We start from the raw sequence: 15995 nt of genomic DNA, 5'->3' as shown, positions 1-15995 counted from the left end.
GCGGCCCTGCCGCAATGGGGCAGGGCCAGAGGGTGAAACGCTCAGAGCTTGATCAGTACTGACTTGAGCTCTGTGTAGTGGTCAATGGCGGCCGCGCCCATTTCACGGCCCACCCCCGACATCTTGTAGCCCCCGAACGGCAATGCCGGGTCCAGGGCGCTGTGGCAGTTGACCCACACCGAGCCTGACTTGATACGCGGGATCATGCGGTGTACCGCAGCCAGGTCGTTGGACCAGATGCTCGCGCCCAGACCGTACGGGTTGTCGTTGGCCATGGCGATTACGTCATCAACGTCGTCGAAGGGCATCGCCACCAGCACCGGGCCGAATATTTCTTCCTGCACCAGGCGATGGCGCTGGTCCACATCGACGATGACGGTGGGCTTGACGAAGTACCCTGGGCCGAAGCTTTCCCCCCCACAAGCAATGGTTGCCCCGAGTTCGCGGCCCAGTTCGATGTAGCCGGTGACGCGGTCCTGCTGTTTGGCGGAAATCAGCGGACCCATTTGCACCGCTGGGTCCAGGCCGCTGCCAAGTTTCATGCCGTTGGCAATGCTGGCGATATCACCCACCACATTGTCGAAATGCTTGCGGTGGACGTACAGGCGTGAGCCGGCGCAGCATACTTGGCCCTGGTTGAAGAAGATGGCGCTGGCGGCCCCGGCTGCGGCCTCCTGCAGGTTGGCATCGGGCATGACGATGGTAGGCGATTTACCACCCAGTTCGAGGGTGACCCGGGTCATGTTGTCCATGGCCGCCTTGCCGATCAACTTGCCCACCTCGGTGGAACCGGTGAACGTCAGTTTGTCGACGCCGGGGTGTCGGCTGAGGGCGCCGCCGGCATTCAGGCCGGTGCCGGTGACCACGTTGAACACGCCCGGCGGGTAGCCGGCTTCGTCCACCAGTTCTGCCAGCTTGAGCACGCTCAGCGGTGTTTCGTCCGCCGGTTTTAGCACTACCGTGCAGCCGGTGGCCAATGCAGGGCCGAGCTTCCAGCACGCCAGCAGCAATGGGAAGTTCCAGGCAACGATGGCGCCGACCACCCCCACCGCCTCCCGACGCACGAACCCATGAAACTGGTCGTTTGGCATCAGCGGCAGGGATGCATCCACGGTGCTGCCTTCGATCTTGGTCGCCCAGCCGGCCATGTAACGCAGAAAATCGATGGCCAGTTGCACGTCCATCACCTGTGCCACCGCAGCGCTCTTGCCGTTGTTCAGGCACTCCAGCTCTGCCAGCAGGCGGGCGTCACGCTCCATCAGGTCGGCCAGGCGCCACAGCAGGTTCTGGCGTTCGCGCGGGCGCAGGCGGCTCCAGGGCGAATCCTCGAACGCCTGGCGTGCAGCACGTACTGCCCGGTCTATGTCCTCGGCATCAGCGGCGGGCACTTCGCCCAGTATTTCGCCCGTGGCCGGGTTGCGAAAGGACAGGGTGCGGCCACTGGCGGCGTCCTGCCATTCGGCACCGATGCGCATCTTCAGTTTGCGTTCGATGAAGGCCTGGGTGGCAGGCAGGATAGTGTGTTCGCTGGGCATGGGGCTTAGCCTCTTGTCATTGGATGTGACAGGCTTTGGGCAATGGCCGTGCCAAGGTTGCACCGGGGCTGTAGGGCCTTGAATCGTAGGGCCTGGCGCAGTGGTATAGCCCTGAACGGCGGTGCTGCGCTGTAGCACAATGAGACAGTGTGAGACGAAGATGCAACAAGGGTCAGCTGACCGCTGCATCCAACGGCGGGCAGTGTCTCAGCTTGAAACACCCTGTCGCGAAATGGCACGCCCCTCGCGCTGGCAGACACTGGGAAGGCACACCTAAAAACCTGTCAAGTCACTGAAAAGTAAAGGAGTTGGCGGAGCTGGCACGGTTTCTGTATCTGAGCCAATCATTGCACCCGTGCTTCACCTGAGCGTGCGACACCATAAGAACAACAACCGTGGAGGTCTGACCTTGAAGACGACTCGACTCCGGCGTCATGCGGGCAAGCTGGCGTTACTTGCCGCCGCGCTGCTGGGCACCCAGGCCATGGCGGCCGAACAGGGCGCGAACCTGTTGCAGAACACGTGCATGGGGTGCCATATACCCGAAGGTACCGACAGTTACAGCCGCATCAGCCACCAGCGTAAAACCCCCGAGGGCTGGTTGATGAGCATCGCCCGCATGCAGGTGATGCACGGCTTGCAGATCAGCGACGACGACCGCCGTACCTTGGTCAAGTACCTGGCCGACAAACAAGGCCTGGCCCCCAGCGAAACAGACGGCGTGCGTTACGCGATGGAACGCCGCCTCAACACGGTGGAGCATTTCGATACCCAACTGGCCGAAACCTGCGGCCGTTGCCACTCCGGCGCGCGGGTGGCGCTGCAACGGCGCCCGGCGAAGGAGTGGGAATACCTGGTCAACTTCCACCTCGGCCAATGGCCGTCCCTTGAGTATCAGGCCCAGGCGCGTGACCGGGACTGGTTGCCGATCGCTCTGCAGCAAGTGGTGCCTGAACTTGCCAAGCGCTACCCGCTGGAGAGCTCGGCCTGGGCCGACTGGCAGAAGGCCAAGCCTGATGCCAGCACACTGGCGGGGCAGTGGGCCTTCAGCGGCCACATGCTGGCCAAAGGCGATGTGCGTGGGGTGATGAGTATCGCTGCCGAGCCAGGCGACACCTTCAAGGTCGAGGTCAAGGGCGCTTACGCCGACGGTACTCCATTCAACGGCAACGGCACGGCGATTCTGTACAACGGCTATGAGTGGCGCGCCAATGTGAAAGTGGGCGATACCCACCTGCGCCAGGTGTTCGCAGCGCTGGATGGCGAAATGAAAGGCCGCATGTTCGAAGCCGAACACGATGAGCGTGGCCTGGACTTCACTGCTGTGAAGGACGGCAAGGCCCGCCTGCTGGCGGTACAGCCAGGCTTCATCAAGGCCGGTGAAGAGGCCGAGATCAGCGTGGTGGGCAGTGGCCTGGACGGCAAGCCCGACCTGGGCGCCGGCGTCGAGGTGACCCAAGTGCTGGAGCAGACCCCGACCTTGCTGCGCGTCAAAGCGCGCGCGGCTCGCGACGCCCAGCCCGGCCAGCGCGAAGTTGCCGTGGGTGCGCTGAAGGGGGCCACCCTGGCCGTTTACGACAAGGTCGAGGAGGTCAAGGTGGTCCCGGCGTTCTCCATCGCCCGCATTGGTGAAAACGGTGCATCGGTGCCCAAGGTACAGGGGCGCTTCGAGGCGGAAGCCTGGGGCAAGGACGCCAGCGGCCAGCCGCTGCGCATTGGTTACCTCCCGGCCACGTGGAAGGTCGAACCGTTCAACGAGCGTGCCGTTGAGGACGAAGACGTGAAATTTGCCGGGCAGATGCAGCCCGACGGCGTGTTCGTGCCCGGCGGCGCAGGCCCCAACCCTGAGCGCAAGATGATGACCAACAACGCCGGCAACCTGAAGGTCATCGCCACACTGGCCGACGGCGGCCAGACCGGGGAGGGGCACATGATCGTGACCGTACAGCGCTGGAACAACCCGCCATTGCCGTAACGGCGGGGTGCAACGGTTTTCCAACGGATCGATTATCGGGAGGTCGCCATGGGCGCACTACTGAACCTGGTCGAGCGTAACCTGCATGAAGTGCAGGTAGATGCCGACCGCATGCTGTTCCACATACCCAGCAGCTCGTTGTTTGCCACCGACGCCGTGACCGGCGGGATCATCGACAGCCTGCGCCAGCAGGGTTGTTCGGCCGAAGAGCTGATACAACGGCTTGGCCAGCAATTTGCCGGGCAGGACATCCAGGACACCCTGCGCGAGCTGATCGCCCTGGAACTGGTCAGCGACGGCTCGCTGCTGACCCCGGAGATCGCCCTCAGGCAGGTGGAACGCACCGCCCTGAACACCGTGGTGCTCAACGTCAACACCGGCTGCAACCTCAGTTGTACCTACTGCTACAAGGAAGACCTGGACAAGCCGTCTGCCGGCAAGAAAATGAACACGGCCACCGCCGAAGCCTCGGTGGAGATGCTGCTCAAGGAGTCCCCCGACGAGCAGCGTTACAGCGTGGTGTTCTTTGGCGGCGAACCGCTTTCCAACCGGCCGCTGATCGAGCACATGGTGGGCTATTGCGAACGCCGCTTCGCCGAGGCCGGCAAGCAGGTGGAATTCATCATGACCACCAACGCCACCTTGCTGACCGAAGAGGTAGTCGACTGGCTTGATGCCCACCGCTTCGGGCTGTCGATCAGCATTGACGGCCCCAAGACCGTGCATGACCGCAACCGCATCACCGTGGGCGGCCAGGGCACCTATGATGTGGTACGGCGCAAGGCAGACATGCTGCTGTCGCGTTACCGCAGCCGGCCCGTGGGTGCGCGCGTGACCCTCACCCGTGGCATCACCGACGTCGAAACCATCTGGAACCACCTGTTCAATGAGCTGGGTTTCGCCGAAGTAGGCTTCGCCCCTGTCACCTCCGGTGACATGGCCGCCTTCAACCTCACCGGCGAAGAGCTGGTGCAGGTGTTCGCCAACATGAAGGCCCTGGGGCGCCGCTACCTGGGCGCGGCGCTGGAGCACCGCAACATCGGCTTCTCCAACCTGCACCAGCTGATTACCGACATCCACGAAGGCCACAAGAAGGCACTGCCGTGTGGTGCAGGGCTGAAGATGCTGGCAGTGGACCATGAGGGCGAACTCAACCTGTGCCACCGCTTCACAGGCTCCAGCCTGCCGACGTTCGGTAACGTACACCAGGGCGTCAAGCAGGCGCAGCTGAACGACTTTCTGTCACAACGCCTTGACCGCAGCAACACTGGCTGCGAGAGCTGCCGCATCCGCAACCTGTGTTCGGGCGGGTGCTACCACGAGAGCTACGCACGTTACGGTGACCCGCAGCACCCGACCTACCACTATTGCGAGCTGATGCGCGACTGGGTGGACTTCGGGATCGAGGTCTACAGCCGCATCATGGCCACCAACCCGGCCTTCATCGACCGCTACATCACCCCGCGGAAGGCGCACTGACATGAAGCATTTGAAACCCCTCAACAACAAGGCACGCATCCTGGAGCAGGCCGCCGCCGAGGACCGCGTCGAGGAAGTCATGGCCATGAGCGCGGTGGCCGGGTGCACCGCCACCACCGACCCTGGCTGGGAAGTTGACGCGTTTGGTGGTGTGAGCTCGCTGTGCCAGCCCATGGAGGCTGACCTGTACGGCTGCTCCGACCCCTGCTGGTGGCCGGCTCAGGTGCCGGACATGATGAGTACCTACCAGGACTGGAACGCTCAGGCGACCAACTCCGCTGAAGACTGGCGCAACCTGGGCACCGTGTTCCCTAAAGACAAGTGACCGGCCCAACAAGAACGACAAGGGGAAACCGCATGAATGCTGGACGCTGCGCACGCGTTGCGCTCACCATCGCCGCCATGGCCTGTACTGGCCTGGCGCAGGCAGACGACACCGGGCCGGCCCTGAAGGCCGGGCACGAATACATGATCGTCACCAACTACCCAAACAACCTGCACGTGGTGGATGTGGCCACCGATACGGTGTTCAAAAGCTGCGTCATGCCCGACAAGTTTGGCCCCGGCACCGCCATGATGGCGCCGGATAAGCGCACCGCCTACGTATTGAACAATCACTTTGGCGACATCTACGGGTTTGACCTGGACACCTGCAAGAACACCTTCCACGCCAACCTGTCCAGTGTGGCCGGCGAGGTGGGGCGCTCGATGTATTCGTTCGCGATCAGCCCGAATGGCGAGGAAGTCTACGCAACGGTCAACCCCACCCAGCGCCTGAACGATCACTACGTGGTCAAGCCGCCCAGGCTGGAGGTGTTCCGTACCCGTGATGGCCTGCAGGCCAAGCCGGTACGCACCTTCCCGATGCCGCGGCAGGTGTACCTGATGCGTGCTGCCGATGATGGCAGCCTGTACGTGGCCGGGCCGGACCTGTACAAGATGGATGTGCAGACTGGCAAATACACGGTGGCCCTGCCGCTGCGCAATTGGAACCGCAAAGGCTACAGCGCCCCGGACGTGCTGTACTTCTGGCCGCACCAGAGCCCGCGTCACGAATTCTCCATGCTGTACACCATTGCCAAGTTCAAGGGCGGCAAGCAGGACCCAGCTACCGACGAGTACTTGTACGGCTACCTCAGCGTCGACCTCAAGACCGGCAAGACCCACACCCAGGAGTTCGCCGACCTGACGGAGCTGTACTTCACCGGCCTGCGCTCACCCAAGAACCCCAACCAGATGTATGGCGTGCTCAACCGCCTGGCCAAGTACGATATCAAGCAGCGCAAGCTGATCAAGGCTGCGAACCTGGAGCACACCTACTATTGCGTCACCTTCGACAGCAAGGGCGACAAGCTGTACCTGGGGGGCACGTTCAATGACCTGGCGGTATTCAACCCGGACACGCTGGAAAAGGTCGGCAACATCAAGTTGCCGGGCGGGGACATGTCCACCTCGACGCCTCAGGTGTTTGTTCGGTAGCAGCAATGGCCTTGCACAACCCTCAAAGCTGGCGGAACACTTGGGCTTCCCAAGCAAGGGTGCGTGCCATTTTATGTGAGCCACTCCGGGCTGTTGAAGTTGCTCAGCCTGGGGTCATCATCTTCGCATTCCAGCGCCTCAACCCGCGCGCGCAACAGCGCCTTTTGCAAGCTGCGCTCGCCCTCGGCCCAGGCATGTTCCAGCGCCGGCAATAGCCGGCGTGGGAGCACGCTGAACATGGGCTGCCAGTAACCACCCTGGCGCACCATGGCCGCGGCATCACGGGCATGCGCCAACCTGCGCAGGTCGTGGATCAAGGCCGGGTCTACCAGGGGCGCGTCGCAGGCCACTACCACCACCCACCCATGCCTGGCCACTTTCAACCCGGCAATGACCCCGGCCAACGGCCCCGGGAAATCCGCTTCGGCATCGCTCACCACCTGGTCCGCGTAAGCCCGGTAGCGCTGCTGATTGCGGTTGCACGAGATCACCAGGTTATCGCTGAGCGGGCGCACGGTGCGGTACAGGTGTTCCACCAGCGGTTCGCCGCGCCATTCCAGCAGCCCTTTGTCCCGCCCACCCATGCGCTGGCCGCGGCCGCCGGCAAGGATCAGGACGGAACAGGGGGGCAGGGTATCAGGCATGAAAAAGGGCTCCAGGCAGTCGATGCCAGGAACCCTCCCATTTAAGGCCGTTGTTGTCCAGTCAGCTGTCGTGGGCAACCTCGTTGGCGGGTTGTTTGCCGCGCCCGGCCAGGCGCATCACCACCACGAAGAATACCGGTACGAACACCACGGCAAGGGTGGCACTGAGCATGCCACCGATCACACCGGTGCCGATCGCCTGCTGGCTGGCCGAGCTGGCGCCGCTGGCGATGGCCAGCGGGACCACACCGAGGATGAACGCCAGCGAGGTCATGACGATGGGGCGCAACCGCAAGCGCGCAGCCTGTATCGCCGCCTCGGTGGCATCCAGGCCCTGGTCGACCAGGCTCTTGGCGAACTCGATGATCAGGATGGCGTTTTTCGCCGACAGGCCGATCAGGGTAATCAGGCCCACCTTGAAGAACACGTCGTTGGGCATGCCACGCAGGGAAACGGCCAGCACTGCGCCCAGTATGCCCAGCGGTACTACCAGCAACACCGCAGTGGGGATCGACCAGCTTTCATACAACGCCGCCAGGCACAGGAACACCACCAGCAGCGACAGCGCCATCAATACCGGGGCCTGGCTGCCCGACAGGCGCTCCTGCAGTGACAGGCCGGTCCATTCCAGGCCCACCCCGGTGGGCAGTTGCGCCACCAGCCGCTCCACTTCGGCCATGGCCTCACCCGAGCTGTAGCCGACGGCCGGTTCGCCCGAAATCGACACCGCCGGGTAGCCGTTGTAACGGGTGAGCTGTACGGGGCCGCTGACCCACTTGGCTTGCACGAATGCCGCCAGCGGTACCATCTTGCCGCTGCTGTTGCGCACATGGATCTTCAGCAGGTCCTCGACCTGGCTGCGCTGGTCGCCCTCAGCCTGGACCACCACACGCTGCATGCGGCCCTGGTTGGGGAAATCGTTGACGTAGCTGGAGCCCACCGCCACATCCAGTACCGAGCCGATGTCAGCGAAGGACACCCCAAGCGCGTTGGCCTGCCGGCGGTCGATCTCAAGCTGCACCTGCGGGCTTTCGGCCAGGGAGGCCTCGCGCACGTTGGTCAGCACCTTGCTCTTGCCGGCGTTGGCCAGCAGCTCGTCACGGGCCGCCATCAGTTCTGCATGGCCCATGCCGCCACGGTCCTGTAGGCGGAACTGGAAACCGGTGGACTCGCCAAGGCCATCGATCGGCGGCGGCAGCACGGCAAACGCCACGGCATCCTTGAGCTGAGAGAGGGCCATGTTGGCGCGGTCGGCAATCGACTGGGCGCTGTCATCCGCGCCGCGCTCCGACCAGTCCTTGAGCGTGGTGAACGCCAAGGCCGCGTTCTGCCCGCTGCCCGAGAAGCTGAAGCCAAGAATGACCGTGGTATTGCCCACGCCCGGCTCCGAGCCGTTGTGCGCCTCTATCTGTGCAGCTACCTGCTCGGTACGCATGCGCGTGGCCCCAGGTGGCAGCTGGATGTCTGTGATGGTGTAGCCCTGGTCTTCGGTTGGCAGAAACGCCGTGGGCAGTTGGCTGAACCCGTAGCCCAGCACGCCCAGCAGCAAGGCGTACACCAACAAATACCGGCCACTGCGGCGCAAAGCGCCGGAAACCCAGCCCTGATAGCCGTTGCTCATGCCTTCGAAGCGGCGGTTGAACCAGCCAAAGAAGCCCTTGCGCTGGTGATGCTCGCCCTTGGCAACGGGTTTGAGCAGTGTCGCGCACAGCGCTGGGGTGAGGCTCAGGGCCAGGAAGGCCGAGAACAGGATCGACACCGCCATTGATACCGAGAACTGCTGGTAGATGACCCCGACCGAGCCTTGCATGAACGCCATGGGCAGGAACACCGCCACCAGTACCAGCGTGATCCCGATAATGGCACCGCTGATCTGCCCCATGGCCTTGCGGGTGGCCTCCTTGGGCGGCAGGCCTTCCTCGGCCATGATGCGCTCGACGTTTTCCACCACTACGATGGCGTCGTCTACCAGGATGCCGATGGCCAGGACCATGCCGAACAACGTCAGAACGTTGACCGAAAAGCCCAGGGCCAGCATCACCGCGAACGTGCCCATCAACGCCACCGGCACCACCAGCGTAGGGATCAGCGTGTAACGCAGGTTCTGCAAGAACAGGAACATCACTGCGAACACCAGCAGCATGGCTTCGAACAGGGTGGTGATCACCTGCTGGATGGACACCTTGACGAACGGCGAGGTGTCGTACGGAATGTCGTATTTGACGCCCTCCGGGAAGTAGCGCGCCAGGTCCTGCATCTTCGCCCGCACCAGCGTGGCGGTTTCCATGGCGTTGGCGCCAGGCGACAGCTGCACACTGAAGGCGGTGGCTGGCTTGCCATTGAGGCGGGTGCCGAACTGGTATTCCTGGGCACCCACTTCGACCCGTGCCACATCGCTAATGGTCACGGTGGAGCCGTCTGGGTTGGCGCGCAGAACGATGGCGGCGAACTCCTCGGGGGAGGACAACTGGCCCTTCACCACGACGTTGGCGGTGATCTCCTGCGTGTCGCGGCCAGGCAGGTCACCGATGCTGCCAGGCGCCACCTGGGCGTTCTGCCCGGCAATCGCGTTGGCCACATCGTTGGGGGTGAGGTTCAGGCCGACCAGTTTCGCAGGGTCGATCCAGATGCGCATGGCCCGCTCAGAGCCATACAGCTGTGCCTTGCCCACCCCTTTGATGCGGCGGATTTCGTTCATCACGTTGCGAGCGAGGATGTCCGACAGGGCGGTTTCGTCGAGCTTGCCATCCTCGGAGGTAAGGGTACCCAGCAGCAGAAAACCCGTGGACAGCTTCTGCACTTGCAAACCCTGCTGGGTGACCGGCCGTGGCAGGCGCGATTCGACCACTTTCAACCGGTTCTGCACGTCAACCTGAGCCAGGTCCGGGTTTGTGCCGGGCTGGAAGGTCGCGGTGATGGTAGCGCTGCCCAGGCTGCTCTGGGATTCGAAATACAGCAGGTTGTCGGCGCCGTTGAGTTCCTGCTCGATCAGGCTGACCACACTTTCGTCCATGGTCGCCGCCGAAGCGCCAGGGTAAACGGCATAGATTTCGATCTGCGGCGGTGCCACATTCGGGTACTGCGCCACTGGCAGCTGCGGAATGGCGAGGGCGCCTGCCAGCAGGATGAACAGTGCGACCACCCAGGCGAAAATCGGGCGGTCAATGAAGAATTGCGGCATGGGTCAGGCCCTCACTGGCCGGGGTGCTGTGCGACGGGCTTGGCCTGGGTGGCAGTATCAACCTGCACCTGGTCCCCAGCCTTGATGTGCTGCAGGCCCTCAACCACTACCTGCTCACCGGCAGCCAGGCCCTCGGTGACCACCCAACGGTCGCCCTGGGCGCTGCCCAGCACTACCTGGCGGTCGCTGACGCGAGACTGCGGGTCCACCACCATGACCTTCGGCACGCCGGCGCTGTCGCGTTGGATGGCGCGTTGGGGCACGCTGATGCCCTGGGGTTGCACCGCCTGCGCCAAGCGCACGCGCACATAGCTGCCAGGCAACAGGTCCAGGTTGGGGTTGGGGAATTCGCTGCGCAGGGTGATCTGGTTGGTGCTGGGGTCGACGCTGATGTCGGAGAACAGCAGCTTGCCGGGTAGTGGATAGGCACTGCCGTCGTCCTGGATCAGGGTGACGCTGGCCTGGCCATCGCCGACCTGCTGCACCTGGCCAGCGCGCAGGGCCTTGCGCAGTGCGCTGATTTCGCGGGTCGACTGGGTAACATCGGCGTGAATGGGGTCCAGTTGCTGAATGGTCGCCAGCGGCGTGGCTTCGTTCTGCCCAACCAGCGCGCCTTCGGTTACCTGAGCCCGGCCAATACGGCCGTCGATCGGCGCCGTGACCGTGGCGTAGCCGAGGTTCAGGCGTGCCCGTTGCAGGGCGGCTTTGGCTTCGGCCACCGCGCCGTCGGCTTGCAGGAAGCTGGCTTTGGCATTGTCGTATTCCTGGCGGCTGACCGCCTTGTCGCTGACCAGTTCGCGGTAGCGCTGCTCCTGCAGACGGGCTTGATACAACGTGGCCTCGGCCTTGGCCAGGGCCGCCTTGGCGCTGTCGAAGTCTGCCTTGAAAGGGGCCGGATCGATCAGAAACAGCACATCCCCCTGCTTGACGTCGCTGCCTTCACGGTAGACGCGCTTGAGCACCACGCCAGCAACCCGAGCGCGAACCTCCGCTGTGCGCGGTGCCAGAATACGGCCGCTGAGCTCAGTGGTGACGGCCAGTGGCTGCAGTTGCAGGGTTTCTACCCGCACTTGGGGGGCAGGGGGCTGTTGGTCCTGGTTGTCACTTTCGCTACAGCCGCTCAGGCCAAGGCCCAGTAACGCCAGAAGCGCCAGGCGGCGCAGGCATGGGGATGATGTGTTCGGCATACGGGTCTTCCGCTGATGATCCACACTATGCTACGGCAGTCGCTCAGCGAATGGCTGTGAACAGCTGTAGGGCAGGTGTGAAAAAGTGTGAAGAATGATCCTGTAGGCGGGGTGGGTTCTATATTCTGCGTAGGCTTGTGCCGGTTTGGTCGCGGGTAGACCCGGCCTCACAGTCACCCATTGCCTGCGGCCTCTGTGTGAGCGGGTTTACCCGCGAAGAGGCCGGCACAGTTCCATTCCAACCCAGAACCCAAGCGCCTATGCCGAATATTTTCCTGGTCGAAGACGACAGTGCCCTGTCCGAGCTGATCGCCAGCTACCTGCAACGCAATGAATTCCAGGTACAGGTGATTGCCCGCGGCGACCATGTGCTCGACGAGTACCGTCGGCACAAACCTGACCTGGTCATCCTCGACCTGATGCTGCCGGGTATCGACGGGCTGCAGGTGTGCCGCCTGTTGCGTCAGCAGTCCCGTAACCTGCCGATTCTGATGCTCACCGCCCGTGACGACAGCCATGACCAGGTGCTGGGGTTGGAGATGGGCGCCGACGACTATGTGAACAAACCGTGCGAGCCACGTGTGCTGCTGGCGCGCGTGCGCACCCTGCTGCGCCGCAGCAGCATCAACGAACCGCGCCTGGACCAGGACCTGATCGTTATCGGCGGCCTGTGCATCGACCTGGCCGAGCGTACGGTGACGTGGCGCGGTGAGGCGGTGGAGCTGTCCAGCGGGGAATACAACCTGCTGGTGGTACTGGCGCGCAACGCCGGTGTTGTGCTGAACCGCGACCGCATTCTGCAGCAGTTGCGTGGCATCGAGTTCAACGGCACCGACCGCTCGGTCGACGTGGCCATCTCCAAGTTGCGGCGCAAGTTCGATGATAATGCCGGGGAAGCCCGCAAGATCAAGACCGTGTGGGGCAAAGGCTACCTGTTCAGCCGTGTCGAGTGGGAGTGCTGACCGCCCATGCTGAAAATTCTGGTGCGCCTGTACCTGGTCATCATCGTGGCTTACGCCGGTGCCTTGCTGTTCATACCCGACACCATCGTCGGGCTGTTCCAGGACCGCTTCATGGCCTACAACCTGGGGCAGACCAAGGGCGTGCAGTCGCTGATCGTGCGCCAGTTCCACCAGGTGCCCAAGGCGCAGTGGCCGGCGGTCGAGCAGGCACTGGCCGAGGATTTTGCGCCATTGCAGGTGCAACTGCTGCGCATGAGCGATGCCGGGTTGCGGCCGGCAGAGCGTTCGCGCCTGGAGCAGGGGCTGTACGCCGTGCGGTTGGCAGACTGGGGTTATTACCAAACGGTACTGGCGCCCCTGGACAAGGACTGGCTGGTGCGTTTGCATTCGCCGCCAGACCCTCTGGACATCAACGTGCTGTCCTGGGGTGTCACGGTACTGATCGGCGCTGCCATGCTGGGTTGCCTGCTGCTGTGGGTGTGGCCGCACTGGCGCGACCTTGAACGCCTCAAGGAAACCGCCCGGCGCCTGGGGCAGGGCAAGATGTCGGAGCGCACGCATATTTCTGCACATTCCAACATCGGTGAGTTGGCCGGGGTGTTCGACACCATGGCCGGCGACCTGGAACGCCACGTGAATCAGCAACGTGAACTGCTCAACGCCGTTTCACACGAACTGCGCACGCCCCTGACCCGCCTGGATTTCGGCCTGGTGCTGCTGTTCGATGAGGTGCCGGCGGCCAGCCGCAAGCGCCTGCTCGAACTGGTGGGCCATGTGCGGGAGCTGGACGAACTGGTACTGGAGCTGCTGTCCTACAGCCGTCTGTACAATACCGATCAGGCGCGCGAGCGGGTGGAGGTGTCGCTGCTGGAACTGGTGGACAGCGTGCTTGGCAGTTTTGCCGAAGAGCTCGATGGCCGGGGCATCCAGTGGGAAGTGCGCGCCGGCAATGACATGCCGCGTTTCGTGCTCGACCCGCGGCTTACTGCGCGTGCGGTGCAAAACCTGGTGCGCAATGCCATGCGCTACTGCGACAAGCGCCTGCTGCTGCGCTTGAGCCTGGAAGAGGGGGCGTGCCTGTTGACCGTGGAGGACGACGGCATCGGTATTCCGGTGGAGGAGCGCGAGCGGATCTTCCAGCCGTTCTACCGCCTGGACCGCAGCCGTGACCGCAGCACCGGCGGGTTTGGCCTGGGGTTGGCGATCAGTCGCCGGGCCATCGAGGGGCAGGGGGGTACGCTGACGGTCGCGCAATCTGCCCTGGGTGGGGCCCGGTTTACCATACGGCTGCCCGCCAGTTGAAAAACCCTGCTGCAGCGCTTCTTATCACCGTGCACTTCTTGTAGCGTTGCAGGCTGTCCATCCGGGAGCTGAATATGCAAGGCAAGGCACGCAAGATCGTCCAGGTCGTGCTCTACGAGGCCATCGCCGTGGTGTGTGTAGCGCCCGCGCTGGAATTGGCGTTCGGTGCAGGCATGGCACAATCGGCCGTGCTGTCGGTGTTGATGTCTGGCATCGCCATGAGCTGGAACATGGCCTACAACTGGGCATTCGAACATTGGGAGGCGCGTCAGCCAGCGCGCGAGCGCACCTTGCTGCGTCGGCTGTTGCATGCGTTAGGCTTCGAAGGCGGACTGGTCGTCCTTCTGCTGCCGGTGGTGGCTTACTGGCTGCAGGTAAGCCTCTGGGCGGCGCTGCTGACCAACCTGGCGTTGTTCGTGTTCTTCTTCCTATACGCGTTCGTCTTCCAGTGGGGGTTCGACAAGGTATTTGACGTGCCGCTGTCGGCCCAGCAGGCCAAGTGTTGACGTGCGACCGTGGCGCGGGATAACGTCGTGCCCATGCACACCCTCCCGCACGCCTTCGCCAGCATTATTACCGCCATTATCAGCTTGGCGGGCTAGCGCGAACGTGCACGAAACCCGCCCTGGAGGCGGGTTCTTTCCATCTGACTCCTGGGCACCCTGAACAACCGCCAAGGAGTTACCGATGACCAGCCTCTGCGTCAGCCCTCGTCTCACCCCCACACCCCAGCAATTGCTGTCGGAGCAGGTCAGGCGCATTCTCGCCGCGCCGGTGTATGACCTGGCCATCGAGACACCGTTGCAGGCTGCGCCGGCCTTGTCTGCCAGGCTTGGTAACCGGGTGCTGCTCAAGCGCGAGGACCTGCAACCGACCTTCTCATTCAAGATCCGCGGCGCCTACACGCGCCTGGCGCGGCTAAGTGCAGCACACCGAGCGCGCGGTGTGATCACGGCCTCGGCCGGCAATCACGCCCAAGGTGTGGCACTGGCCGCCTCACACCTTGGCATGACGGCGACCATCGTCATGCCGACCACCACGCCGTCGCTCAAGGTGGAGGGGGTACGCTCACGAGGTGGGCACGTGGTGTTGCACGGTGAGAGTTTCCCCCATGCATTGGCCCATGCATTGGCCCTGGCGGACCGCGGCGGCGCCACCTTCGTGCCGCCGTTCGACGACCCCGATGTGATCGCAGGGCAGGGCACCGTGGGCATGGAGATACTGCGCCAGTGCCAAGGCCCGTTGCACGCCATTTTCGTGCCGGTGGGCGGCGGTGGCCTCATCGCTGGCATCGCAGCCTATGTGAAATACCTGCGGCCGGATGTGAAGGTGATTGGTGTAGAGCCGCAGGACTCGAACTGCCTGCAGGCGGCGCTGCAGGCCGGGGAGCGGGTGGTGCTGCCACAGGTGGGGGCGTTTGCCGATGGCGTGGCCGTTGCCCAGGTCGGCGCCCACTGCTTCGAGCTGTGCCGGCATTTTGTCGATGAAGTACTGACGGTCGGCAACGATGCGCTGTGTGCTGCCATCAAGGATATCTACGACGATACCCGCTCCATCACAGAACCCTCCGGCGCACTGGCCGTGGCAGGTATCAAGCAGTATGTGGCCCGTGAAGGTACCCAGGGCCAGACGTTGGTGGCCATTGACTCCGGGGCCAACGTCAATTTCGACCGCTTGCGCCACGTGGCCGAGCGGGCCGAACTGGGCGAGCAGCGTGAAGCGATCATTGCCGTCACCATACCGGAGCAACCTGGCAGTTTCCGTAGCTTCTGCCAGGCACTGGGCAAGCGCCAGATCACCGAGTTCAACTACCGCTGCAACCCGGGCAAGCCGGCGCGGTTGTTCGTGGGGGTGCAGACCCACCCGCAGCACGACCCCCGCGAGCAGCTGCTGGGCAGCCTGCGCGGGCAGGGTTATGACGTGCTGGACCTGACTGACAACGAACTGGCCAAGCTGCATGTTCGCCACACCGTGGGCGGCCATGCCGCGCCAGGCGCCCAGGAGTGTGTGCTGCGCTTCGAGTTCCCGGAGCGCCCCGGGGCGCTGCTGGCGTTTCTGGAGCGGTTGGGCAAGCGTTGGAACATTAGCCTGTTCCATTACCGTAACCACGGTGCCGCCCACGCTCGTGTGTTTGCGGCACTTGAAATCCCGGAAGAGGAGCGCGGTGACTGGCGTTCGGCGCTGGCGGAAATGGGCTACCAGTACTGGGACGAAACCGACAACCCGGCCTACAGGCTGTTTCTAGGCTGAT

Annotated in this window: 12 protein-coding genes; 8 read left to right on the top strand and 4 right to left on the bottom strand. The window is 63.6% G+C overall.

The window, feature by feature from the left end:
• Window positions 1–41 precede the first annotated feature (41 nt).
• Entirely contained in the window at window positions 42–1535 is a 1494-nt protein-coding gene (locus tag IAE36_RS00595; RefSeq protein ID WP_201209652.1) for an aldehyde dehydrogenase family protein, read from the bottom strand.
• 409 nt (window positions 1536–1944) lie between these two features.
• Here IAE36_RS00595 and peaA point away from each other — a divergent pair, with 409 nt between their 5' ends.
• From peaA to peaD, 4 genes are read left to right on the top strand one after another with little or no spacing between them, the layout of a single operon-like run.
• Window positions 1945–3510 carry a quinohemoprotein amine dehydrogenase subunit alpha gene (peaA, locus tag IAE36_RS00590; protein ID WP_201209650.1) on the top strand — a complete coding sequence of 522 codons (1566 nt, stop codon included), beginning with the start codon at window positions 1945–1947 and terminating at the stop codon, window positions 3508–3510.
• Between the two features lie 48 nt (window positions 3511–3558).
• Window positions 3559–4989, top strand: a complete 1431-nt coding sequence (gene peaB / locus IAE36_RS00585) for a quinohemoprotein amine dehydrogenase maturation protein (RefSeq protein WP_201209648.1) — start codon at window positions 3559–3561, stop codon at window positions 4987–4989.
• 1 nt (window position 4990) lies between these two features.
• Complete coding sequence (qhpC, locus tag IAE36_RS00580) at window positions 4991–5314, top strand: quinohemoprotein amine dehydrogenase subunit gamma (protein WP_014590799.1); 324 nt, start codon at window positions 4991–4993, stop codon at window positions 5312–5314.
• A 32-nt stretch (window positions 5315–5346) separates the two neighbouring features.
• The gene (gene peaD / locus IAE36_RS00575; RefSeq protein ID WP_201209646.1) at window positions 5347–6468 is read left to right on the top strand and encodes a quinohemoprotein amine dehydrogenase subunit beta; all 1122 of its coding nucleotides are present in this window, start codon (window positions 5347–5349) and stop codon (window positions 6466–6468) included.
• A 71-nt stretch (window positions 6469–6539) separates the two neighbouring features.
• On the opposite strand, the gene mobA is transcribed toward peaD, so the two are convergent.
• From mobA to IAE36_RS00560, 3 genes are all read right to left on the bottom strand, one after another.
• Window positions 6540–7112 (bottom strand): molybdenum cofactor guanylyltransferase MobA, encoded by a 573-nt coding sequence (gene mobA, locus IAE36_RS00570; protein ID WP_201209644.1) that lies wholly within the window; start codon window positions 7110–7112, stop codon window positions 6540–6542.
• 61 nt (window positions 7113–7173) lie between these two features.
• The gene (locus IAE36_RS00565; RefSeq protein WP_201209642.1) at window positions 7174–10293 is read right to left on the bottom strand and encodes an efflux RND transporter permease subunit; all 3120 of its coding nucleotides are present in this window, start codon (window positions 10291–10293) and stop codon (window positions 7174–7176) included.
• A gap of 11 nt (window positions 10294–10304) precedes the next feature.
• Entirely contained in the window at window positions 10305–11480 is a 1176-nt protein-coding gene (locus IAE36_RS00560) for an efflux RND transporter periplasmic adaptor subunit (RefSeq protein ID WP_201209640.1), read from the bottom strand.
• Between the two features lie 260 nt (window positions 11481–11740).
• Here IAE36_RS00560 and IAE36_RS00555 point away from each other — a divergent pair, with 260 nt between their 5' ends.
• From IAE36_RS00555 to ilvA, 4 genes are all read left to right on the top strand, one after another.
• Window positions 11741–12442 carry a response regulator transcription factor gene (locus IAE36_RS00555; RefSeq protein ID WP_201209638.1) on the top strand — a complete coding sequence of 234 codons (702 nt, stop codon included), beginning with the start codon at window positions 11741–11743 and terminating at the stop codon, window positions 12440–12442.
• A gap of 6 nt (window positions 12443–12448) precedes the next feature.
• On the top strand, window positions 12449–13744 hold the full coding sequence (locus tag IAE36_RS00550; protein WP_201209636.1) for an ATP-binding protein: 1296 nt from the start codon (window positions 12449–12451) through the stop codon (window positions 13742–13744).
• A 74-nt stretch (window positions 13745–13818) separates the two neighbouring features.
• Window positions 13819–14250: a PACE efflux transporter gene (locus tag IAE36_RS00545; RefSeq protein ID WP_201209634.1), complete on the top strand. Its 432-nt coding sequence runs from the start codon at window positions 13819–13821 to the stop codon at window positions 14248–14250.
• A gap of 181 nt (window positions 14251–14431) precedes the next feature.
• Complete coding sequence (ilvA, locus tag IAE36_RS00540) at window positions 14432–15994, top strand: threonine ammonia-lyase, biosynthetic (RefSeq protein ID WP_201209632.1); 1563 nt, start codon at window positions 14432–14434, stop codon at window positions 15992–15994.
• The last annotated feature ends 1 nt before the right edge of the window (window position 15995 follow it).

Source organism: Pseudomonas sp. S36, assembly GCF_016647875.1.
Taxonomy (GTDB): domain Bacteria; phylum Pseudomonadota; class Gammaproteobacteria; order Pseudomonadales; family Pseudomonadaceae; genus Aquipseudomonas; species Aquipseudomonas parafulva.
This window is presented reverse-complemented; position numbering and strand designations above follow the sequence as displayed.